Below are 22,302 nucleotides of genomic sequence, written 5' to 3'. Positions count from 1 at the left end.
CGTGGCGTCAAAGGTATCTCGCAGGAGCCGCGGACTCCACTGTTCGGCTCAGACCGGCGGGCGTGCGCCTCGCGAGGTTCCGATGATGGCCGCGATCAGGTCGGAGTGCTGGACCTCGGGTCCGCTGAACGAGCCGTTGTTCCTGCCGTGGCGGAGCACCTCGACGCGGTCGGACACGGCCTGGATGTCGCCCAGGTTGTGGCTGATGAAGATCACGCCCAGACCCAGATCGCGCAGACGCTGGATATGCGTGAGCACATCCGCCGTCTGGGCGACGCTGAGCGATGCGGTGGGCTCGTCGAGCACGACCAGGCGCGGGTGACTGATCAGGGTGCGGGCGATCGCGACCGCCTGGCGCTGCCCGCCCGAGAGGGTGCTCAGCGGCACGCGGATCGAAGGGATGCTGGCGCCGAGGTCGTCGATCGCCTGACGTGTCGCCGACTCCATGTCCGCCTCGCGCAGCATGCCCTTCGAGGTGCGGAGCTCTCGCCCGAGGAAGACGTTGGCGGTCACGTCGAGGTTCTCGCAGACCGCCAGGTCCTGGAACACCGTGGCGATGCCGAGCGCGTGCGCGTCGGCGGGGGAGCCGATGTCGACGCGCTCGCCGTTCAACCGGATCTCGCCGTCGGTCGGGTCCAGCGCCCCGGAGATGATCTTCGCGAGTGTGGACTTGCCGGCGGCGTTGTCGCCGATGAGTCCGACGACCTCGCGCGCGTTGACGGTGAAGTCGACGTCGACGAGGGCCTCCACAGCGCCGAAGCGCTTCGTGACGCCGCGCATGGTGAGCAGCGGTTCCGCCTGTGATGCGCTGATGCTCATGTGCGGTCCTCGAGCAGCTGCGACGGATCGGTCGCCTGGAGGATGTGGATCGTCGCGCCGACGAGCACCGCATCCTTGCCGAAGGAGGTGGGCACCGGGTCCCGACGAGCGGCCCGGCTCTGCGGCGCATGCTCGCGGACGGCCGAGGCGAAGGGGAGGAGGAAGATCGGTCCGGCATCCACCAGCTCTCCGCCGACAGTGATGACCTCGGGGGCGACCGACTGGCAGACGCCCGCGACGACGCGACCGAGGAGTGTGGCGGCATCCGCGATCACACGCGCGCACCCCGGGTCGCCCGATGCTGCCTGCGCGATCACGTCGCGGAAGGTGACCTGGCCGTAGGTCGCGCGCAGCGGTGCGGTGATGGCTTCGGCCCCGACGAGGGTCTCGAGGCAGCCGCGCTGCCCGCAGGTGCAGATGGAGCCGGACGGATCGACCTGCACGTGCCCGATCTCGCCCGCGGTGCCCGAGCCTCCGCGGTAGAGGCGAGACCCCAGCACGATGCCGGCGCTCGTCGTGTACGAGGCATGCACGAACAGGCTGTCCTCGACGTCGCGTGCTGTGCCGAGGGTGGCCTCGGCGAGGGCGGCGAGGTTCGCATCCTTCTCGACGAGCACCGGACAGCCGAGCCGCTGCTGCACGACCTCGGCGACCGGCTGATCCTCCCACCGGCGCATCACGCCGCGGTAGGCGATGAGGCCGGACTCGGGGTCGATCGGCGCGGGCACCGCGATGCACACGCCGACCAGGTCCTCGGCATCCGCCGCGATCATGGTGAGCATGTCGATGAGGAGCAGGGTGATGCGATCGAGCACCGTGTCTTCGGCGTGGTCGGCCGGAAGGGGCATCGAGCGATCGGCGAGGACGTCCTGTCCGACGTCGCTGAGTCGCACCCGCATGCTGCGGCTGCCGATCTGCACCGCTGCCACGAGTCCGGCGCGACGGGCGATCGTGACGAGCTGTGCTCGTCGTCCGCTCCGTGAGGTGGGGTGCGTCTCGACCAGACCGGTCTGCGAGAGCTCCTTCACGATCGCCGACACCGTGGCCGTCGACAGGCGCGTCGCTTCGGCGAGCTCTACCTGAGTGAGCCCGCCGAAGCGCTTGACCGCATCGACGATCTTCGCCGTGTTGGCCTCGCGCAGTCCCGACTGGGAACCGCCGGGCCATCTGCTCATAGCGGGAGCCTATCGCGCAGCGCCGTCGTCGCCGAGGTCAGCGCGCGGCTCCGGCGCGACGCTTGTTCCAGACGTCGAACGCCACGGCGATCAGGAGCACGAGACCCTTCACGACCTGCTGCGTCGCCTGGTCGAGGCCCATGAGCTGCATGCCGTTGCTCATCACGGCCATGATGAGTCCGCCGATGATCGCTCCGCCGACGCGGCCGACGCCACCGGTCACCGCGGCGCCGCCGATGAAGCAGGCCGCGATCGCATCGAGCTCGAACATGTTGCCGGCACCCGGCTGCGCGCCGTTGGTGCGAGATGAGAAGACGACACCCGCGACACCGGCGAGCATGCCCATGTTGACGAAGATCCAGAAGTTGATCTTCCGCACGTTCACACCGCTGAGCAGCGCCGCGTGCAGGTTGCCGCCGATCGCGTACACATGGCGGCCGAACACGCTCTTCTGCGTGATCACCGAGTAAGCGATGATCAGCACGGCCAGGATGATCAGGACGAACGGCAGACCGCGGCTGACCGAGAGCTGGTATCCGAACCACATCACGACGGCGGCGACGAGGGCGATCTTGACGATGAACCAGGGCAGCGCCTCGATCGTCTGCTGATGCGCGATCTTGGAACGCCGTGAGCGCACCTGCCAGACCGCGTACCCCACGACACCGAACGCGAAGATGGCGAGCGTGAACACGTCGACGCCGTAGCCGCCGAAGAGTCCGTTGATGAATCCGTTCGCGATCTGGTAATACGTGCCGCCGAAGGGCGAGAGCGAGACGTTCTGGAGCACCAGGAACGTGAGTCCGCGGAACAGCAGCATGCCGGCGAGCGTCACGATGAACGCCGGGATGCCGACGAAGGCGACCCAGAAGCCCTGCCAGGCTCCGACGAGCAGGCCGACGGCGATCGCCGCGATCACGCCGACCCACCACGGGTACTGTCCGCGGATCACGACGACCGCGGCGACCGCGCCCGTCAGCGCCACCACGGAGCCGACCGAGAGGTCGATGTGCCCGGCGATGATGATGATCACCATGCCGATCGCGAGGATCAGGATGTAGGAGTACTGCAGGATGATGTTGGTGATGTTGCCGGGGGAGAGGAACGTCGGGTTCAGGATCGCGAAGAAGGCGACGATCGCGACGAACGCGACGAGGATGCCGCTCTGACGCAGATTCCGCGTCGCGAGACTCATCAGGTTGCTGACGCCGTTCATGATGCGGCCGTCCTTTCGACAGTCATGAGGTGCATGAGGTTCTCCTGGGTTGCCTGGGCGATCGGCACTTCGCCGGTGATCCTGCCGAAAGCCAGTGTGTAGATGCGGTCGCAGATGCCGAGGAGCTCCGGTAGCTCGGACGAGATGACCAGCACGCCCTTTCCTTCGGCGACCAGTCGATTGATGATCGTGTAGATCTCGTACTTCGCCCCGACATCGATCCCGCGGGTCGGCTCATCGAGGATGAGCACGTCGGGTCCGGTCTGGATCCACTTGCTCAGCACGACCTTCTGCTGGTTGCCGCCCGAGAGGTTGCCGACCATCTGGAGGACCGTGGGCGACTTGATGTTGAGCTCGGCCTTGTACTGCTCGGCGACCTTGAGCTCGCGGTTGGCATCGATCCAGCCGCCGGGGCTGATCATGCGCAGCGACGCCATCGTGATGTTGTGGCGGATGTCGTCGATGAGGTTGAGACCGAACTTCTTCCGGTCCTCCGTGGCATAGGCGATGCCGGCGCGGATCGCGGCGCTCGTGGTCGACGTGTCGACCTGCTTGCCGCGCACGAACACCTTGCCACTGGCGTTCCGTCCGTAGGTGCGGCCGAAGACGCTCATCGCCAGCTCGGTGCGTCCGGCGCCCATGAGGCCGGCGATGCCGACGACCTCTCCGGCGCGCACGGTCAGCGACGCGTCGTCGACCATGACGCGGCCGGGCTGCGTGGGGTGGTGCACGGTCCAGTGCTCGATGCGGAGGACCTCGTCGCCGATGTCCGGCGTGCGCTCGGGGTAGCGGTTGGCGAGGTCGCGGCCGACCATCGCGCGGATGATCGTCTCCTGCGTCGACTCCGGGTCGCTCATGTCGAGAGTCACGATCGTCTTGCCGTCGCGGATGACCGTCGTGCGGTCGGCGATCGCGGCGATCTCGTTGAGCTTGTGCGAGATGATGATCGACGTCATCCCCTCGTCGCGCAGGCGCCGGAGCAGGTCGAGCAGGTGCGCCGAGTCGGTGTCGTTCAGCGCCGCCGTCGGCTCGTCGAGGATGAGCAGGCGCACGTTCTTCGAGAGAGCCTTCGCGATCTCGATGAGCTGCTGCTTGCCGACGCCGAGCTGCGACACCGGGGCCGTCGGGTCCTCGTCGAGGCCGACCTGGGCCATCAGGCGGGAGGCCTCGGAGTTGGCGCGGTCCCAGTCGATCAGTCCGCCCCGACCCCGGCGTTCGTTGCCGAGGAAGATGTTCTCGGCGACGCTGAGGTGGGGGATGAGGGCGAGCTCCTGATGGATGATCACGATGCCGACGCTCTCGGAATCGTTGATCGAGCCGAAGGTCGCCTCCTCGCCCTCGTAGACGATCTCCCCCTCGTAGCTGCCGTGGGGGTAGACGCCCGAGAGGACCTTCATGAGCGTGGACTTCCCCGCGCCGTTCTCTCCGCAGATCGCGAGGATCTCGCCGGGCTTCACATCGAGGTCGACGCCTTGGAGGGCCTTCACCCCCGGGAAGCTCTTCTCGATGTTGCGCATCTCCAGGATGGCTGTCGTCATGGACGGTGTCCTTCCGATCGAGCTGTGGGGCGCGCGGCCGTCCGGCCGCGCGCCCCACGGTCAGGGACTATTCGGCGACGCCCGAGTCGACCTCGGCCTGGGTCCAGTAACCGGAATCGACGAGGAGCGACGTGATGTTGTCCTTGTAGACGATGTCCGACTGGAGCAGGTACGACGGGACGACCTTCACGCCGTTGTCGTAGGTCTTCGTGTCGTTGGCCTCAGGCTCATCGCCCTGGAGCATGGCCTCGGCGACCACGACCGACTGCTCGGCGAGCTTGCGCGTGTCCTTGAAGATCGACGCGAACTGCACGCCCTGGTTGATCAGGCTGACCGAGCCGATCTCGGCATCCTGACCGGTGACGATCGGAAGGCCGGCCTCGATGTTCGCGCCGAGTCCGCCGGTGCCCTGCAGCGCCGTGATGATGCCTCGCGAGAGGCCGTCGTACGGCGAGAGGACTCCGTCGAGCTTGGTGCCGTTGCCGTAGGTCGAGGTCAGCAGGTCTTCCATGCGCTTCTGCGCCGTCTCCTGCTGCCAGCGCAGGATCGCCGCCTGCTCGATGTCGGTCTGCCCGGACGGCACGGCGAGCACGCCGTCGTCGAGGAACGGCTGCAGCGTGTCCATCGCGCCCTGCCAGAAGAAGTGCGCGTTGTTGTCATCGAGCGATCCGGCGAAGAGCTCGATGTTGAACGGGCCCTTGACGTCGGTCTCCTTGCCGTCCGCGTCGAGCACGCCGAGGCCCACGAGCAGCGAGGTCGCCTGCTGGACGCCGACCTTGTAGTTGTCGAACGTGACGTAGAAGTCGACGTTCTCGCTGTCACGGATCAGTCGGTCGTACGAGATGACCGGGATGTTGGCGGCCGCCGCGGCGTCGAGCTGCGAGGAGAGCGCGGTGCCGTCGATGGCCGCGATGATCAGGAGATCCGCGCCCTTGGTGATCATCTGGTCGATCTGCTGGCCCTGGGTGGGGATGTCGTCGCCGGCGTACTGCAGGTCGACCTGGTAGCCGGAGTCCTCGAGGCCCGCCTCGACGGCGCTGCCGTCGGCGATCCAGCGCTCGGAGGTCTGCGTGGGCATGGACACGCCGATCAGGAGGTCGCCCTTGTCGACCGAGCCCTTGTCGTCGCCGCCGCCCGCTGAGCCGGCGCCGCCACCACCGCATCCTGCGAGGGCGAGAGCCCCCACCAGGCCGAGTGCGGCCAGTGCATACTTCTTCTTCATTCCGAGCTCCTTCGCTGTGAACGGCGGCGTCTCTCTCGACGCCCGCGAACCCGCTTCGGTGAAGGTTCGCTTGACACACTTTCTTGAGTTCGAGACTCGAAGTCAAGCGGCTGTGATGGTTTCGTTACTTTCGCGAGATCATCGATCGATCGTTGAAATCTCGGGAAAGGCCTGTTTGCGCAGAGTTCGAGACGTGAAGACACGCGGTTCGCCGCACCGCGCGCGGGCACGTCTTCCCCGCCATCGTATGTTGACGTCGACATGTTGGGCAACGACGGTTGCGGATGCTCTCGTGGCGGCGAGATCGCGTATGACGTCCGCGGGAGCACGAAGCGTCTCGGGGATGCGCAGTTCTCCTATGCCGCAGTCGGGGCATCGCAACGCGACTCCGTGTAGCGCTGGGCGTCCCATGTGGGTCGCACGGCGTGTCAGCGGTTTCGAAGAGGTTCGGCTGCTCGCATCCGCAGGTGCAAATTAGAGTTGCCTTCGACATCAGTTCGAGACTCGAGGGAGAATCGTGCCCAACGTTGTGACCGTGATACTCGGGATTCTCAGTCTGCTCGCGCTGGCCGCGGGCGTCACCTCGGTCGTCGCGCGACGTCGAATGTCGTCGAACATGATTCAAGCGGGGATCCTGCGTGGACCGAATGCCAATGCGGCGTTGTACGTCCTTTTGCTCGGGGTTCTGCAGATAGTAGTCGGGGTCGTGCTGATGGGCCTGGCGATTGTCTTGCCCGAAAGAATCGGTGAGTTCTGAACCGATGCCGCAATTGGCGCCTTCAAGCCGCACATCCTGGACTCAAGTGGGATGTGACTCACTCGCGGAGGGCGCCAGATGCTCACAAGGCCTGGCGCGCCGCGATTTCGTATGGATCGTCGAGAACGATGCACCGCAGGTCATTTACCAGGACGATCTTTAGATTCTTAAAGCATTGGGGCTCGGATGACGGACTATGTGGAGATCGTGTTGCGGCGGAATCGGGGGTGGCCGTGGCCCGAGGATTCGTGGGGCCTGACTCCGATGTACGGGGAAGATGGTTGGTGCCGTGTGTGCGGGGTGCCGCAACATCCGCAGTCCGGCTCGATCGTTCTGCAGAGTCGCGGGTTGACCGTGTCCGGCGGCTGGGTGCCGTTCTGGCAGTATGACGTCTACTGCATGGAGTCGCAGTTCCGAGCGCGAGCTGAATCTGAATTCGGTTTGACGTTCCGCCCAGTCCGCGCTCCGAAGGGTGAGCTTGACGCGGTGCAAGTGGTTGTTGATTCCAGCCCGGCCAGCTGGTTCGAGCCGGACGACCTGGAGAAGCTGATCACCCCGATACACGGTGAGGCCGCTGAGGAGTGTGCCGTGTGCGGGGTCGTGAGGTGGATGCCGGTGGGGATGGACGTCTTGCCGCCGCCGGCGCCCGCGGTTCTCGCTCTGGAGCGCCCCGTGGTGGCAAGTCCCGAGTGGTTTGGCGCTGGATACCAGTCGTTTCGGCAGATCGTCTGGCGGCGCGACGTGGCGGAGTTCCTATTGAGTGTCGGGCCGAAGGACTTCCGAATTCAAGAGCTCCGAGACCGATAGTCCGTCGGATGTTCGAGTGACAGGTGATGGACTCGCGATCCGCCACCGGCAGGCTGTCTCCTGACGCCCGGGATGTCGGGACGGCGGCACCACTGTGCAGATCGTGCGGGATGCGTCGGGGCGGATCGTGTCGCGGACGATGGATCCGGCGGGTTCTGCTCCGGCCGTGACGACGAAGTATCTGCAAGCCGCTGGCGGTGACGTGGCGTGGGGGCAGAAGATCGCAGAGGGAACGGTCAATAGTGTCAAGTGGCTGTTCACTCGTAGTCCCACAACCGACCGCGTCGGCCCGAGCGGTCCGCTAGCCGAGTGCCTGACAAAGAATGGAATCACATGGCAAGTCGTGCCATAGAAAGCTGGGCGTCATACCCGCTGAACGAACAAGATCCATACTGGATTTTGCAAGAGCTGCCGCGGACTGAGGCCCGTGCTCAGTTCGAGCGTACGATGACCTCAAAGTCGGACCGGATCGTCGCACTGCGCAATTTGCTTGAGCCTGTGGGGAACTCGCTCGACGGTAGCGATCGGGATGTGCAACTACTGAACGACTGGTTTGTGGAGGCGATGAGTCCACTCTCAGGTACCGACACTCCGGACGGCGTATCGCTCTCGGTCTGCGAAGACGTCGCGCTTTACCTTGGTGATTTGATGATTTCTCGTCATCCCGAACTGTATTGGGAGTTCTTCACGTGGGGGAAGAAAAACGTCTCGTATCAGTGTCATGTAATCATGGGTTTTCCCTTTGACGGACCTGCGCTGCATGCAAACTTGGATCTCGCCAGAATCGTTCACAGCTACGGAGTCCATGTGCTGGAAGCCCGAAGCGGTTCGCCAACAATTCTTGAGTTGCCCGAGGGGCACCCATTGAACCAATTTAGATTGGACCCTGTGCCCTTGAAAGCACAGAACTTTGTGGAGTTGCTCGACAAGACGAGTCGGCGTTTCATCCCGAAGAACCGGTCGGACTAGCAGTACTGACCGGATCGCAGCAGGTTCCCAAAGGCAAGCGGGTCAATGCGCCGGTGGGGAGGGGCGCATTCTGGATTCGGCTGGATCACTACGAGTTCATACAGACGGCCTTTCCATTCGAAAGAGAGCGGAATGATCGAATTAGACTTCGCCATCCATCGTGATTCATCGCTTACTGATGTCGTGTGGCACGAAGTCGGGGAGGTCTCTCTCCGGTATGATTGCTTTCTCGGTGACATCATATTCAAGGTCGCCAGCGTAGACATTAGTGCGCAGTGGGGTTGGGTTCCCATTCTAGACTTTGCAATCTGTATGCGAATGATTGGAGACACCTTGAGTCTCGGGCGGCCCGACGTATTCGACTTTACGGAATCGGGTGTCATTATTGACTTCATTCCGCGCGGGAATGAAGTTGTCATCACGCCCGAATATGCGCCGGGGGCTTCGGTCGTATTGATGTCCGAATTCCAGAACGCTGCCGAGCAAATGTTGTCCCAGGTCAGGGCGCGCATCGAAGCTGATCATCCTGACCTTCGCGAGAATCCTCATTATAGAAACGCGCTTCGAGGTTACTGGTAAATCCGGTTTCGTTCACGACCCACCGGCGACGCACCCTCCGTGTTGAAGGGCGCCAGGAGCAGGCTGTGCGGCCCCGCCGCGACGCTCGGCCGAACCGGGGCGCCTCAGCGGCGGCGGTAACGTCGCGGAACCGCGCCGCTGGTGTTCGCGGCGCGTTCGCGTTCATGCAGGCGCAATTTGCTGCTCGTGACGGGGAGCAGAGGCAGGGCACCAGCGCCGGCTGGGTGACTATTTCAGATCGGGGGGAGGCCACGAGCATGTCCTATGCCGCCCTCGTTCTGTCGCTCACCGAGTCGGATGAAGAGATCTCGCTGACTCTGGTTCCTCGCAACGGATCGGGGCTGCGCGGCCCTCGCGAAGACGAGATCGATGCGGCGATCGCCGACATCCGCGCGGCGATCGCTACGCGGTGAAGTAGCTGCTCGTCGCGTTGTCGAGGATGCGCTGCATGCCGTGCAGCCAGTTGAGCTTCAGCGCCTCGACGGCGCCGGGGATGTCGCCCGCGGCCAGGCGGCGGGCGATCTCGGCGTGCTCGGCGGCCACGCGCTCGACCTTCACGTCTTCCGGAACGAGCAGTGACTCGTAGCGGTGGAACGAGCTGCGCACGCTCTCGATGACCGCGAGCAGACGCGTGTTCGGGCAGGCCGACAGCATGACGCTGTGCCACTCGTCGTCCTTGGTGATGACGAGCTGGTGCTCGACGAGCTCGTCGGCGAAGGCATCCGCCATCTCCTTCAGACGGATGCCGATCTCGCGCAGCTCGTCGGGAGGACTGAGCTCGAGGGCGAGGCTCTCCAGGGTGGCCATGACGGGAGCGAGGTCTCGGAACTCCGAGGCGCTGAGCGGCACGAACCGGAAGCCCTTGCCGTTCTCGCTCTCGATCTGCCCCTCGGATTCCAGGGCGATGAGTGCTTCGCGGAGGGGTGTGCGGCTGACGCCGAGCTCGGTGGCCAGCTGCACCTCGTTGATGCCCTCGCCGGGCTGAACGAGGCCGGCTCGCATCCGCTCCAGAAGCTCCGCACGCACCTGCGAGCGCAGGTTCCTGCGTTCGATCGCCATGCCTCTCCCGTTCTGCCGCCTGCCCGTCAGCCTATGGGTTGACGGCCTCTGGACGACGTCCTAGTGTGTGTATACAGAATACAACCGGTTCCGGAAAAGCGCCAGAGCGACACCGCGACCGCAGGGGAGAACTCAGAGAGGAGCCGTCGTGCCCGCATCCGCAGCCGACCAGCCGATCCGGCGCGTCCGCCTCGACGCGCTCGCCTACGGCGGCGACTACAACCCCGACCAGTGGTCGGAGGAGACCTGGCACGAAGACATCCGTCTGATGCGCGAAGCGGGCGTCAACATGGTCAGCCTGCCGATCTTCAGCTGGCCGCAGCTCGAGCCCGAACCCGGCGTCTACGACTGGGGCTGGCTCGACCGCATCATCGACCTGCTGTGGGATGCCGGCATCGCGATCGACCTCGCCACCGCCACCGCGACCCCGCCCTCGTGGCTGCTGCGAGCGCACCCCGAGATGGCGCCGTGGGATGCCGACGGGCACCGGCTCGAGTTCGGCTCTCGGCAGACCTACTGCCCCTCCTCGCCGATCTGGCGCGAGAACGTCGCACGCATGACCCGCGCCATGGCCGAGCGCTACGGCGCGCACCCGGGGCTGGCGATGTGGCACATCTCGAACGAGTACGGCGACCACACCTCCCGGTGCTGGTGCCCCGAGTCGGCACGGCATTTCCGCCGCTGGCTGCAGAACCGCTACGGCGACCTCGACGGGCTCAACGAAGCCTGGGGCGTCAACGTGTGGGGCCAGCGCTACACCTCGTGGGAGCACATCGAGACGCCGAAGAAGGCGCCCGGTCCGGTCAACCCGACCAAGCTGCTCGACTTCGAGCGGTTCTCGTCCGATGCGCTGCTCGAGCTGTTCCAGGTCGAGATCGACGTGCTCCGCGAGGTCACGCCCGACATCGCGGTCACCACGAACTTCATGAGCATGTTCCGCGACCTCGACTACTGGGACTTCGCGGCGGTCGAAGACGTCGTCACCGACGACGCCTACCCCGAGCCCGCCGATCCGTCCTCGCACGTCGGCGCCGCGCTCAACTACGGACTCATGCGCTCGCTCAAGGGCGGGCAGCCCTGGCTGCTGCTCGAATCGTCGGCGAGCGCCACGAGCTGGCGCGACGTGAACGTGCCGAAGGCGCCGGGCAAGATCCGCGTCGAGAGCCTGCAGGCTGTCGCGCACGGATCGGATGCCGTGATGTTCTTCCAGTGGCGCCAGGCCCGGTACGGGCAGGAGAAGTTCCACTCGTCGATGCTCGGCCACCGCGGCGAGCGGTCGCGCAGCTTCCAGGAGACCAAGGCGCTCGGACTCGAGCTGAAGAAGCTCGAGCCGGTGCGCGGCAGCAGGGTGCGCTCGCGCGTGGCGCTGGTCGTCGACTGGGACTCCTGGTGGGGCATCAGCGCCGTCGAGTCGCTGCCGTCGCAGCGACTGCAGTGGGCGCAGCAGGCCCGCGCCTGGCACCGGGCGCTGTACACGCTCGGTCAGCCGACGGATGCCGTGCGCGCCACGGGCCCCTTCGACGCGTACGACGTGGTCGTGGTGCCGAACCTCTACATCGTCGAGCAGCCGCAGGCCGATGCGCTCCGTGCGTTCGTCGAGCGCGGCGGGCACCTGGTTGTCGGGCCGTTCTCTGGCGTCGTTGACGCGACCGAGAAGGTGCACGAGGGCGGAGCGCCCGGTCTGCTGCGCGACCTCCTCGGCATCGAGGTAGACGAGCAGTGGCCGATCGCCGACGGACTGACCTCGGTCATCGACTACGCGGGTGAGAGCCTCACCGTGCCGCAGTGGAGCGAGTGGCTCGAGGTCGACGACGACGTCGAGGTGCGCGGGACGTATGCCGGCGGCGAGCTCGACAGCCTTCCCGCCGTGACGCGCCGCGCGGTCGGTACCGGCTCCGCCTGGTACCTGAGCGCGATCGTCGAACCCGAGGGGATGCTGCCGATCTTCCGGGATGTGCTGCGCACGGCCGGACTCCCCGCCCGCGATGGCACCGACGTCGACGTCGAGGTCGTCACCCGTGCCGACCTCGACACCGACTACACGTTCTACCTGAACCACGGACGCGCTCCGGTGTCGTTCGAGATCGCCGATGCGGGCACCGATCTGCTCACCGGCATCCGTCATTCCGGGCGTCTGGATCTCGACCGCTACGGCGTCGCGGTCCTCGCGTCGCCTCGGTCCGATGCCATCCCGTTCGCCACTCTGGCCCCGCCTCTGCACGACCACGATCCGAAGGAGGAAGCATGACGACGTTCGTGCATCCGTACATCCCCAACACGGCACCCGAATCGCGCGCGGCGATGCTCGCCGCCGTCGGTGCAGAATCCGTCGAGGAGTTCTACGCCGACGTGCCGGAGTCGCTGCGCCTGCAGCGCGCGCTCGACCTGCCCACGCCGCTCGTCGCCGAGCAGGATCTCGCGCGTCACGTGCGCGGCATCCTCGCGACGAACCGCTCGACCGAGGAGCGTCTGAGCTTCCTCGGCGCCGGCACCTACAACCACTACGTCCCCGCCGTCGTCGACGAGGTGATCCGCCGCAGCGAGTTCCTCACCGCCTACGCCGGCGAGCCCTACGAGGACCACGGACGCTTCCAGGCGCTGTTCGAGTACCAGTCGCTGATGGCCGAGCTGCTCGCGATGGATGTCGTGAACGTGCCGACCTACGACGGGTACCAGGCGACGGCCACGGGTCTCGCGATGGCCGGACGCCTCACCGGCCGCGGCCGTGTGCTGGCGCTGAGCGACGTCCTGCCGGAGAAGCTCTCGAAGGTGCACGACTACATCCGCACGAGCCTCGCGATCGAACAGGTCGCGCCGGCCGACGGCACCGCCGACCTCGACGCCTTCCGCGAGCAGCTCGATGACGGAGTCGCCGCCGTCTGGATCGAGACGCCCAGCGCCACCGGCGCCGTCGAGACCCGGCTGGCAGAGATCGCCGAGGCCGCTCACGCGGTGGGTGCGATCGTCGTGGTCGGCACCGACCCGATCGGCTACGGGGTGCTGACGCCGCCGTCGATGCAGGGCGCCGACATCGTCACCGGCGACATCCAGTCGCTGGGGCTGCACCAGTGGTTCGGCGGCGCCCACGCCGGATTCATCGCCGTGCATGACGACGAGCGGTTCGTGATGGAGATGCCCTCGCGTCTGTTCGGGCTGGAGTCCACGGACGTGCCGGGCGAGTACGGCTTCGGCGACGTCGCCTACGAGCGCACCTCCTTCGCGCAGCGGGAAGAAGGCAAGGAATGGGTCGGCACCGCCGCCGCGCTGTGGGGCATCGCCACCGGCGTGTACCTCTCGCTGATGGGCCCCGCCGGCATGGCCGAGCTGGGCGAGCTGCTGCTGGCCCGCACGCGCCATGCGCAGCAGAAGCTCGCGGCGATCCCGGGCGTGGAGCTCGGCGACACCGCGCTGCACCTGCGCGAGTTCACGGTCAGGTTCGCCCCCGCGCGTGCCGCCGACGTCGTCACCGCGCTGCGCGCCCAGGGCATCGAGCCCGGGGTCGTGCTCGACGAGCGGACGCTGCTGGTCTGCGTGACCGAGGCCACCTCGGCCGCCGACATCGACCGTCTTGCCGACGCCGTTTCCGCATTCGTTTCCGATGACTCCAAGGAGCACGGCGCATGAGCCTCCCCATCGCCCCCACCACCGGCCCGCGCCGCTTCCACCAGGCCAGCTGGAACGAGCCGATCGTCTTCGAGCTGTCGACGCCGGGCGAGCGCGGAGTGTCGATCACCCCCGTCGAGCTGACGGTGCGCGACGCGGTCGGCGACGTGCTCGCCGACCTGCCCGAGGGGATGCGGCGGGCCGCCCCGCCCGCGCTGCCCGAGATCGCGCAGATGCGCGTGCTCAAGCACTACCTGCGACTGTCGCAGGAGAACCTCGGCTCCGACTTGAACGTCGACATCGGCCAGGGCACCTGCACCATCAAGTACTCGCCGAAGATCAACGACCAGCTCATCGAGGTGCCGCAGCTGCGGGCGCTGCATCCGGCGCAGAACCCCGACGACACCCAGGGCGCTCTGGAGCTGATCTGGCGGCTCGAGCAGATGATGCAGGAGATCTCGGGGATGGATGCCGTCTCGCTCGCGTCTCCCGGCGGATCGGCCGGCATCTGGACGAACATCGCGATGATCCGGGCGTGCCACGAGTCCCGCGGCGAGGGGGATCAGCGCGACGAGGTCATCACGACGATCTTCAGCCACCCGTCCAACGCCGCCGCCGCCAAGGTCGCCGGGTACAAGATCATCACGATCTACCCGGATGCCGACGGCTACCCCGACCTGGACGCGCTGAAGGCCGCGCTCTCCGAGCGCACCGCGGCGATCATGGTGACCAACCCCGAGGACACCGGCATCTACAACCCGGCCATCCGGGAGTGGGTCGACGCCGCGCACGCGGTGGGCGCCCTCGCCTCGTACGACCAGGCCAACGCCGCCGGCATCCTCGGCATCACCCGCGCCCGCGACGCCGGCTTCGACGTCTGCCAGTTCAACCTGCACAAGACGTTCTCGGCTCCGCACGGCAGCGGTGGCCCTGGCGCTGCGGCGAACGCGGTCTCCGCGGCGCTGGCGCCCTTCCTTCCCGGGCAGCGGGTCGAGAAGATCGACGGCCGCTTCGTGGTCCGCGAACCCGGTGAGCTCTCGATCGGGCACGTCGCGCCGGCGCACGGCGTGATCCTGCACGTGGTGCGCGCGTACGCGTGGATCATGGCGCTCGGCGCGGAAGGCCTGCTGACCGCGTCGCAGATCGCCGTGCTGAACAACAACTACCTGCTGTCTCGCGTGCTCGAGATCCCGGGCGCCTCGGCGCCCTACGCGACCGGCCGACGCCGCATCGAGCAGGTGCGGTACTCGTGGCAGGAGTTGTTCGAGGACACCGGCATCACGTCGGAGGAGATCGGCATACGCATGGCCGACTACGGCTTCCACTACTGGACGAGCCACCACCCCTACGTGGTGCCGCAGCCGTTCACGCTGGAGCCCACCGAGTGCTACTCGAAGACCGAGATCGACGAGTACGTCACCGCGCTCGCCCGGGTGGCGCAGGAAGCGCGCGAGGATCCGGAGCTCGTGCGCACGGCCCCGCACAACCAGACCGTGCACCACACGCACCATGATTCCCTGGACGACCCGGCGCTCTGGGCCGTCACCTGGCGCGCGTACCGTCGCAAGTACTTCGGCGAAGTGCCGGCGGACGCCGCCGGGCCGTCGGTCCTCGAGGAGTCCATCGCCTCGTGATCGGACTGGTCGTCAACCCTGTCGCCGGAGTCGGCGGGCCTGCGGGCCTGGCCGGCTCCGACGGCGCGGACGTGCAGCGTCTCGCGGTCTCGCGCGGCGCGCGTTCGCGCGTGCAGGAGCGGGCGGCCCTGGCGTTGACGGTGCTGGCGGCGCAGCATCCGGGTCTCGTCGTCGTGACTGCGGCTGGCGAGATGGGAGCGGATGCCGTGCGCGCAGCGGGCCTCGTGCCGTGCGTCGCGTATGCGCCGTCCCGTGCGTCTCGCGAGCGCGCCGAATCAGGCGAACACGTGGAATCAGGCCGTTTCCCGCTGAATCTGCCTGATCCGGCGCGCTCGCCTGATTCGGTGCGGGCGACGGATGCCGTTGACACGACGCGCGCCGTCGCCGCAGTCACCGCGGCCGGGGCAGACCTGATCCTGGTGGTCGGCGGTGACGGGACGCTGCGGGATGCGGCGGCCGGGCTCGGTGCGGCCGGTGCCGCGTTCACAATTCAGCAAGAGTCGGCGGATTCGACCCCTTCAGGGGCATCCGGGGGTCTCCTCGGCGAATCCTTGCTGAATTGCGAACCGACGGACCGGGAGCCCGAGCCCCGGATGCCGGCGATCCTCGGCATCCCGGCCGGCGTGAAGATGTACTCCCCTGTCTTCGCGGTCAGTCCGCGGGCGGCAGGAGCGCTCGCCGCGGACTGGGTGACGCGCGGCGGGCTGCCCACCGACGACCGCGAAGTGCTCGACATCGACGAGGCCGCAATGCGCCGGGCGCGGGTCGAACCCACTCTCCACGCGATGCTGCAGGTGCCGTACCTCGCCGGTCGCACCCAGGCGCGGAAAGCCGCGACACCGGCATCCGAAGCCGCCGCCGTCGCGTCCGCCGCGCGCGGAGCAGTCGCCCGGATGCGGCCCGGCATCCGGTACCTGCTCGGCCCCGGCGGCACCACGGCCGAGATCGCCCGGCAGCTCGGTGTCGACGGCAGCCCGCTCGGCGTCGACGTGATCCTCGACGGCGCGGTCGTCGTGCGCGGCGCGAGCGAGCAGCATCTCCTCGCCGAGATCGCCCGGGGGCCCGCTCAGGCCGTCGTCACGGTCATCGGCGGGCAGGGCTTCCTGCTGGGGCGCGGCAACCAGCAGCTCTCGGCACCCGTGCTCCGCGCCCTCGGCGACGACCCCCTGCTCGTCGTCGCCCCTGAACAGAAGCTCATCGACCTGCACGGTCGACCCCTGCTGGTCGACACCGGCGATCTCGAACTCGACGCGCAGCTCGCCGGACACGTGCGCATCATCACCGGCATCGGCACGAGCAGCCTGTACGCCGTGACCGCCCCCGAACTCACCCCCGTCTGAAAGAACCCGAAAGGAACCCCCATGCGACTCGAGAACAAGAAGGCCATCGTCACCGGCGGCGCCGGCGGCATCGGCCGCGCCACGTCGATCGCGCTCGCCGCGGAGGGCGCTGCGGTCGCCGTCGTCGACCTGAACGTCGAAGCCGCCGAGGCCGTCGCGGCCGAGATCCGCGAGGCGGGCGGCACGGCCGTCGCGATCTCCGCCGACGTCTCCAGCGAGCCCGACATCGAGCGGGTCATCGCGACCGCCGTGGCCGAGTTCGGCGGTGTGGACGTCGTCTTCAACAATGCGGGCATCATCCGCCGCACGACCGCCGTCGAGACGACCGTCGAGGAGTGGGACCGCGTCTTCGGCGTGAACGTGCGCTCGATCTTCCTCATGTGCAAGCACATCGTGCCGATCATGGAGGCCGCGGGCGGCGGCTCGATCATCAACACCGGATCCGGCTGGGGGCTCAAGGGCGGCGGCCAGGCCATCTCGTACTGCGCCTCGAAGGGCGCCGTGGTGAACATGACCCGTGCGCTGGCGATCGACCACGGGCCGGCCGGCATCCGCGTCAACTCGGTCAATCCGGGCGACGTCAACACCGGGATGCTGCGCGAAGAGGCCCGTCAGCTGGCGCAGGACACGAACGCGTTCCTCGCCGAGGCCGCCGACCGTCCGCTGCGTCGGATGGGCGAGCCGCACGAGGTCGCGCAGGCCGTGGTCTGGCTCGCGAGCGACGACTCGTCCTACGTCACGGGCTCGGCGCTCGTGGTCGACGGCGGCGGGATCGCGTAGCGCCGGAGGTCGCGCGTCCGCCGGTGTCACGCGGGGTGACATTGCTCCACCTGGGCAGTATCTTTGTTTGACCACCGAAACAAGATGAGTCGAGGACAGCGTGACACCGGCGGCACACACCTCACATTCCGCGGGAGACCTCTTCCGTCTCGTGCGCGCCGGCAGGGCGCAATCGCGAGCGGATCTCGCCCGTCTGACCGGCCTCTCCGCCTCGACCGTCGCGCTGCGCATCGAGGAGCTCATCTCCCACGGCTACGTCGAGGAGACCGGGCAGGGCGAGTCGCGCGGCGGCCGCCGGCCTCGGGTTCTCGCGGTCAAGGCCGGAGGCACGATCGTCGCCGGAGTCGACCTCGGCGAGCGGCACGCGACGATCGCGCTGCTCGACCGTCGCGGCGAGATCGTCGCGTCGACCATCGACCAGGTCTCGCTCCTCGACGGCGTGGAGAGCGTGGTCAGCGAGGTGTGGGAGAGCGCCCAGCGCCTCGCCGAGGAAGCAGGCGGGCTGAAGATCGAGGGCATCGCGATGAGCCTGCCCGGGCCCGTCGACTCGAGGACATCGCGATTGCTCGCACCGATGCGGATGCCGGGATGGAACGGCGTCGATGTGGGCGAGGTCCTCGGCTCCGTCACCTCGCTGCCCTACCTGATCGACAACGACGCCAACGCGATGGCCGTGGGTGAGTTCCTCGAGCGCGGTGGCGGCACCGAGCAGCTCGTGTTCGTCAAGGCGGGCAGCGGCATCGGCTGCGGCATCATCCTGGACGGTGCTGTCTACCGCGGGTTCCGCGGGGTCGCGGGCGACATCAGCCACGTCGCGCTGCACAACGCTCCTCCGGTGATCTGCTCGTGCGGGCGGATCGGGTGCCTCGACGTGGTGGCCAGCGGTGCGGCGATCGTCGACGCGCTCAAGGAGGCGGGGGCGTCGGTCGAGACGCTCGACGATGTCCTGGCGCTCGCGCAGAACGCGCATCCGAAGGCGACGGCGCTGCTCCGCGAGGCCGGGGCCCGCACCGGCGAGGTGCTCGCCACGATCATCAACTTCTTCAACCCGCAGACCCTCGCGCTCGGCGGGCGGCTGGCCTCGGCCGATGCCTTCGTGGCCGGCGTGCGACAGGCGCTCTTCACGCTGTGCCTGCCGATGTCGACCGACTCGCTGGAGATCGACGTGAGCCGGGCGGGTGCTCTTGCCGGGGCGCGTGGCGTGGGCTGGGAGATGCTCGAGAGCATTCTGGATCCGGCGCGGATCGACGCTGAGCTCCGATCCGAGGAAACTACGATTTCGGCCTAAGTACTGCTGCAGGCGAAGGAACTGGCTCGGTTTCCTTCGATCTGACGTCTAAGCTTTTGGCATGGCTGAAACCTCTGCGCTTCCCCGAATCGCCATCGCCGGCATGGCGATCGAGTCCAGCACCTTCTCGCCGCACCGCGCGGGCGAACGCGACTTCCAGCGTGTGGAGGGGGCAGAGCTCACGGGTCGCTACGACGCGATCCGCAACGGCGAACTGACCGACCGCGCCGAATGGCTGCCGGTCTACTACGCCCGCTCGATCCCCGGCGGCGCCGTCCTGCCCGAGGTCTACGAGAGCATCAAGAAGCGGATCTGCGAGGGGCTCGCCGCCCTCGTCGCCGACGGCGGCGCACTGGACGGCCTGTTCTTCGACATCCACGGCGCCATGAGCGTGGTCGGCATGGACGACGCCGAAGGCGACCTCATCACCGCGATCCGCGAGGTCATCGGCTCGGACGTCGTCGTCTCGGCGTCGATGGACCTGCACGGCAACGTCTCGCGCACCCTGATCGAGAACGTCGACCTCATCACCTGCTATCGTCTCGCCCCGCACGAGGACACCTGGGAGACGCGCGACCGCGCGATCCGCAACCTGGTCGAGGCGCTCGAGAGCGGCACCACGCCGCATCGTGCCTGGGTGCGGGTTCCGATCCTGCTGCCGGGCGAGAAGACCAGCACGAGGGTCGAGCCGGCGAAGAGCCTCTACGCCCGCATCCCCGAGATCGAGGCGCGACCCGGTGTGACGGATGCGGCGATCTGGATCGGGTACGCGTGGGCCGACGAACCCCGCTGCCACGCGACGGTGGTCGTCACCGGCACCGATGAAGCCGCCACCGCCGCGGCGGCCGAAGAGCTGGGCCGGGCGTTCTGGGATGTGCGCGACGACTTCGAGTTCGTGGGCCCTCCCGGAACCCTCGATGAGGGCGTCGCGGCGGGGCTCGCGGCGACCGACACCCCGTACTTCATCAGCGACTCGGGCGACAACCCCGGGGCCGGCGGCACGGGCGACGTCACGTGGACGCTCGCGCAGCTGCTGCAGAAGCCGGAGCTCACCTCCGACGATGCGCCGGTCACCCTGTGCGCCTCGGTGTTCGACAAGGGTGCGCTCGACATCCTCCGCAGGCATGCGATCGGGGACGAGGTCTCGGTCGAGGTCGGTGCTCGTGTCGACGACGGCCCGCACGGCCCGGTGCGAGTCGATGCGGTGCTGCACAGCCTGCACGAAGGCGATGTGGATGCCGGGGGAGTCGCGGTCCTGCGCCGCGGCGGCTTGCACATCATCGTCACGGAGTTCCGCAAGGCGTACCACGCGATCACCGATTTCACCGCGATCGGACTCGATCCGGCATCCGCGCAGATCGTGGTCACCAAGATCGGCTATCTCGAGCCCGAGCTCTTCGCCGCCATGCGCGGCTGGACGCTGGCCCTGACCCCCGGCGGGGTGGACCAGGACCTCGACCGTCTGGGACATCACCGCATCCTGCGTCCGATGCATCCGTTCGATGTCTTCGCCGTGGACCCCGACCTGGCCGCAGAGATCGTCCGCTGAGCGCGCGACGCCGCGTTTATCCATAATCGAAGCAAGTAAGTTACATAACCGTAACGCAACCGGCTATTTCGGGATACTTGCTTCGGGCATGATTCAAAGTGCGTCGCACACCGGACGAACTCGTCCTTCAGTGCGGCATCGGAACAAGGAGGTTACATTGCGTACTCAGACGCTGCGTCGCCGGATGCTCGCCCCGCTGGGCGCACTCGCCGTCGCGACGCTCGCCCTCACGGCGTGCGGAGCCGGAACGGGCGGGAACGAATCCGCCGCCGAGAAGGACACCGTGAGCTTCGCGCTGCAGGTCGGCACCGGGCCCAACTGGATCCTGCCGATCTCGACGCCCGACAAGATGGCGACGCACAACAGCGCGATCAAGGCGACCATGTGGCCGCGCCTGTTCGAATACAACGGCGTGGACGGCGAGATGGGCTGGGACGAGACGGCCTCCGCCGCGAAGTCCTACGAGTTCTCCGAGGACCAGAAGACCATCACGATCACGCTCAACGACCTCGACTGGTCGGACGGCGAGCCCGTCACGTCCCGCGATGTCGAGTTCTGGTACAACCTGGTCCGCTTCAACGGCGAGAAGACCGGTGGCTACTCGGCCGGCCTGATGCCCGACAACGTGACCGCGTTCACCACCATCGACGACAAGACGTTCTCGCTGACGATGGACAAGGTCTACAACGAGGAGTTCCTCCTCGGCAATCAGCTCAGCCTGATCTACCCGATGCCGCAGCACGTCTGGGACAAGACCAGTGCCGACGGCGAGGTCGGCGACCTCGACCGCGACGCCGCAGGCGCGACGCAGGTGCTCGACTACCTCTACTCCGAGGCCGAGGACATGAAGACCTACGCGACCAACGACCTGTGGAAGACCGTCGCCGGTCCGTACACGGTGAAGAGCTGGTCGGACTCGGGTCTGGTGGAGCTCACCGAGAACAAGAAGTACACCGGTGAGGACAAGCCGAGCATCCCGAACGTCAGGTTCCTGCCGTTCACGTCGGCGGATGCCGAGATGAACGTCGTGCGCTCCGGCGAGGTCGACTACGGCTACGTCACCAGCTCGCAGCTGACGAACGAGAAGCAGTTCACCGACCTCGGATACAGCATCGAGCCGTGGGCCGGCTGGTCGATCACGTACATGCCGTACAACTTCGCCAACCCGGAGAAGGGCGCGTTCTACAAGCAGCTCTACGTGCGTCAGGCGCTGCAGCACGCCATCGACCAGGAGACCATCTCCGAGGTCGTCTGGCACGGCGCCGCGACCCCCGACTACGGGCCGATCCCGCAGACGGCCGACTCGAACGGCCTCTCCGACGTCCAGAAGAACAACCCGTACCCCTTCGACCTGAAGGCCGCGGAGAAGCTCTTCACCGACAACGGCTGGGAGAAGGACTCCGACGGGAACCTCTCGTGCGTCGACGCCGGAACGGATGCCGGCCAGTGCGGCGAGGGCATCGCCGCGGGTGAGAAGGCGGAGATCGTCGTCACCACGCAGAACGGCTCGCAGGAGACCGACAACATGATGGCGGAGATCCAGTCGTCGCTCGGCAAGATCGGCGTCAAGATGACGATCGACTCCAAGCCGCTGGACACCGTCCTCACGCAGGCGCAGGAGTGCAAGACCGGCAGCGCGTGCACGTGGGAGCTCGTCTTCTTCGGCACCGCGGGCAGCTGGTACTTCCCGCCGTACGCCACGGGTGAGCGCGTCTTCGCGAAGGACACCAAGTGGAACGCCGGACAGTACGACAACCCCCAGGCCGAGGAGCTCGTGCAGGCCATGGCCTTCTCGACCGACCCGGAGATCGCCAAGAAGTACTCGGAGTTCCTCGCCACCGACCTGCCCGTCATGTGGATGCCGAACCCGGTGTACCAGGTCTCGGTCGTGCGCGACGGACTCGACATCGCCCACCAGGACCCGGGCGCGTCGTTCCTTCCGCAGCGCTGGTCCTGGACCAAGTGAT

The 22,302-nt window shown here is 67.2% G+C and carries 19 protein-coding genes; 13 read left to right on the top strand and 6 right to left on the bottom strand.

The genetic code is table 11. From position 1 onward, the window contains the following. Positions 1-48 precede the first annotated feature (48 nt). From ABD648_RS10865 to chvE, 5 genes are all read right to left on the bottom strand, one after another. Positions 49-819, bottom strand: coding sequence for an ATP-binding cassette domain-containing protein (locus tag ABD648_RS10865; protein ID WP_282214970.1), 771 nt, complete (start codon positions 817-819; stop codon positions 49-51). Next, positions 816-1,994: an ROK family transcriptional regulator gene (locus ABD648_RS10860; RefSeq protein ID WP_282214969.1), complete on the bottom strand. Its 1,179-nt coding sequence runs from the start codon at positions 1,992-1,994 to the stop codon at positions 816-818. The genes ABD648_RS10865 and ABD648_RS10860 overlap by 4 nt, the downstream gene beginning before the upstream one ends. 37 nt (positions 1,995-2,031) lie before the next feature. Continuing rightward, positions 2,032-3,210 carry a multiple monosaccharide ABC transporter permease gene (mmsB, locus tag ABD648_RS10855; protein ID WP_282214968.1) on the bottom strand — a complete coding sequence of 393 codons (1,179 nt, stop codon included), beginning with the start codon at positions 3,208-3,210 and terminating at the stop codon, positions 2,032-2,034. Further along, complete coding sequence (gene mmsA / locus ABD648_RS10850; protein ID WP_282214967.1) at positions 3,207-4,748, bottom strand: multiple monosaccharide ABC transporter ATP-binding protein; 1,542 nt, start codon at positions 4,746-4,748, stop codon at positions 3,207-3,209. The genes mmsB and mmsA overlap by 4 nt, the downstream gene beginning before the upstream one ends. Before the next feature lie 67 nt (positions 4,749-4,815). Beyond that, a complete protein-coding gene (gene chvE, locus ABD648_RS10845; protein ID WP_282214966.1) occupies positions 4,816-5,970 on the bottom strand; it encodes a multiple monosaccharide ABC transporter substrate-binding protein in 1,155 nt (384 codons plus the stop codon). A gap of 517 nt (positions 5,971-6,487) precedes the next feature. Between chvE and ABD648_RS10840 the strand changes: the two genes are divergently transcribed. The 5 genes from ABD648_RS10840 to ABD648_RS10820 all read left to right on the top strand — a co-directional run bounded on the left by ABD648_RS10840 (position 6,488) and on the right by ABD648_RS10820 (position 9,495). After that, a complete protein-coding gene (locus tag ABD648_RS10840) occupies positions 6,488-6,727 on the top strand; it encodes a hypothetical protein (RefSeq protein ID WP_282214965.1) in 240 nt (79 codons plus the stop codon). Between the two features lie 348 nt (positions 6,728-7,075). Further along, on the top strand, positions 7,076-7,534 hold the full coding sequence (locus tag ABD648_RS10835; RefSeq protein WP_282214964.1) for a hypothetical protein: 459 nt from the start codon (positions 7,076-7,078) through the stop codon (positions 7,532-7,534). 333 nt (positions 7,535-7,867) lie between these two features. Next, on the top strand, positions 7,868-8,503 hold the full coding sequence (locus ABD648_RS10830; protein WP_282214963.1) for a hypothetical protein: 636 nt from the start codon (positions 7,868-7,870) through the stop codon (positions 8,501-8,503). A 132-nt stretch (positions 8,504-8,635) separates the two neighbouring features. After that, positions 8,636-9,082, top strand: coding sequence for a hypothetical protein (locus ABD648_RS10825; protein WP_282214962.1), 447 nt, complete (start codon positions 8,636-8,638; stop codon positions 9,080-9,082). A 257-nt stretch (positions 9,083-9,339) separates the two neighbouring features. Then, complete coding sequence (locus ABD648_RS10820) at positions 9,340-9,495, top strand: hypothetical protein (protein ID WP_282214961.1); 156 nt, start codon at positions 9,340-9,342, stop codon at positions 9,493-9,495. On the opposite strand, the gene ABD648_RS10815 is transcribed toward ABD648_RS10820, so the two are convergent. Continuing rightward, positions 9,485-10,141: a GntR family transcriptional regulator gene (locus tag ABD648_RS10815; RefSeq protein WP_282214960.1), complete on the bottom strand. Its 657-nt coding sequence runs from the start codon at positions 10,139-10,141 to the stop codon at positions 9,485-9,487. The genes ABD648_RS10820 and ABD648_RS10815 overlap by 11 nt on opposite strands. A 148-nt stretch (positions 10,142-10,289) precedes the next feature. On the opposite strand from ABD648_RS10815, the gene ABD648_RS10810 reads away from it, so the two are divergent. The 8 genes from ABD648_RS10810 to ABD648_RS10775 all read left to right on the top strand — a co-directional run bounded on the left by ABD648_RS10810 (position 10,290) and on the right by ABD648_RS10775 (position 22,301). Further along, positions 10,290-12,389 (top strand): beta-galactosidase, encoded by a 2,100-nt coding sequence (locus ABD648_RS10810; RefSeq protein ID WP_282214959.1) that lies wholly within the window; start codon positions 10,290-10,292, stop codon positions 12,387-12,389. Beyond that, positions 12,386-13,765, top strand: a complete 1,380-nt coding sequence (gene gcvPA, locus ABD648_RS10805; RefSeq protein WP_282214958.1) for an aminomethyl-transferring glycine dehydrogenase subunit GcvPA — start codon at positions 12,386-12,388, stop codon at positions 13,763-13,765. Before ABD648_RS10810 ends, gcvPA begins: the two co-directional genes overlap by 4 nt. After that, positions 13,762-15,378 (top strand): aminomethyl-transferring glycine dehydrogenase subunit GcvPB, encoded by a 1,617-nt coding sequence (gcvPB, locus tag ABD648_RS10800; RefSeq protein WP_282214957.1) that lies wholly within the window; start codon positions 13,762-13,764, stop codon positions 15,376-15,378. The genes gcvPA and gcvPB overlap by 4 nt, the downstream gene beginning before the upstream one ends. After that, entirely contained in the window at positions 15,375-16,718 is a 1,344-nt protein-coding gene (locus ABD648_RS10795; RefSeq protein WP_282214956.1) for an ATP-NAD kinase family protein, read from the top strand. Before gcvPB ends, ABD648_RS10795 begins: the two co-directional genes overlap by 4 nt. Before the next feature lie 21 nt (positions 16,719-16,739). Further along, on the top strand, positions 16,740-17,498 hold the full coding sequence (locus ABD648_RS10790) for an SDR family NAD(P)-dependent oxidoreductase (RefSeq protein WP_282214955.1): 759 nt from the start codon (positions 16,740-16,742) through the stop codon (positions 17,496-17,498). Between the two features lie 100 nt (positions 17,499-17,598). Further along, positions 17,599-18,786, top strand: coding sequence for an ROK family transcriptional regulator (locus ABD648_RS10785; protein ID WP_282214954.1), 1,188 nt, complete (start codon positions 17,599-17,601; stop codon positions 18,784-18,786). Positions 18,787-18,847: 61 nt separating this feature from the next. Next, positions 18,848-20,335, top strand: coding sequence for a M81 family metallopeptidase (locus tag ABD648_RS10780; protein ID WP_282214953.1), 1,488 nt, complete (start codon positions 18,848-18,850; stop codon positions 20,333-20,335). A gap of 157 nt (positions 20,336-20,492) precedes the next feature. Next, a complete protein-coding gene (locus ABD648_RS10775; protein WP_282214952.1) occupies positions 20,493-22,301 on the top strand; it encodes a peptide ABC transporter substrate-binding protein in 1,809 nt (602 codons plus the stop codon). Position 22,302: the final 1 nt, after the last annotated feature.

The organism is Microbacterium luteolum (genome assembly GCF_039533965.1).
GTDB classification, from domain to species: Bacteria; Actinomycetota; Actinomycetes; order Actinomycetales; family Microbacteriaceae; genus Microbacterium; species Microbacterium luteolum.
This window is presented reverse-complemented; position numbering and strand designations above follow the sequence as displayed.

Excerpts from the sequence above, each read along its gene's own strand:
- ABD648_RS10865 (WP_282214970.1), bottom strand. The coding sequence starts at position 819 with ATGAGCATCAGCGCATCACAGGCGGAACCGCTGCTCACCATGCGCGGC.
- ABD648_RS10860 (WP_282214969.1), bottom strand. The coding sequence starts at position 1,994 with ATGAGCAGATGGCCCGGCGGTTCCCAGTCGGGACTGCGCGAGGCCAAC.
- mmsB (WP_282214968.1), bottom strand. The coding sequence starts at position 3,210 with ATGAACGGCGTCAGCAACCTGATGAGTCTCGCGACGCGGAATCTGCGT.
- mmsA (WP_282214967.1), bottom strand. The coding sequence starts at position 4,748 with ATGACGACAGCCATCCTGGAGATGCGCAACATCGAGAAGAGCTTCCCG.
- chvE (WP_282214966.1), bottom strand. The coding sequence starts at position 5,970 with ATGAAGAAGAAGTATGCACTGGCCGCACTCGGCCTGGTGGGGGCTCTC.
- ABD648_RS10830 (WP_282214963.1), top strand. The coding sequence starts at position 7,868 with ATGGCAAGTCGTGCCATAGAAAGCTGGGCGTCATACCCGCTGAACGAA.
- ABD648_RS10825 (WP_282214962.1), top strand. The coding sequence starts at position 8,636 with ATGATCGAATTAGACTTCGCCATCCATCGTGATTCATCGCTTACTGAT.
- ABD648_RS10820 (WP_282214961.1), top strand. The coding sequence starts at position 9,340 with ATGTCCTATGCCGCCCTCGTTCTGTCGCTCACCGAGTCGGATGAAGAG.
- ABD648_RS10815 (WP_282214960.1), bottom strand. The coding sequence starts at position 10,141 with ATGGCGATCGAACGCAGGAACCTGCGCTCGCAGGTGCGTGCGGAGCTT.
- gcvPA (WP_282214958.1), top strand. The coding sequence starts at position 12,386 with ATGACGACGTTCGTGCATCCGTACATCCCCAACACGGCACCCGAATCG.
- gcvPB (WP_282214957.1), top strand. The coding sequence starts at position 13,762 with ATGAGCCTCCCCATCGCCCCCACCACCGGCCCGCGCCGCTTCCACCAG.
- ABD648_RS10790 (WP_282214955.1), top strand. The coding sequence starts at position 16,740 with ATGCGACTCGAGAACAAGAAGGCCATCGTCACCGGCGGCGCCGGCGGC.
- ABD648_RS10780 (WP_282214953.1), top strand. The coding sequence starts at position 18,848 with ATGGCTGAAACCTCTGCGCTTCCCCGAATCGCCATCGCCGGCATGGCG.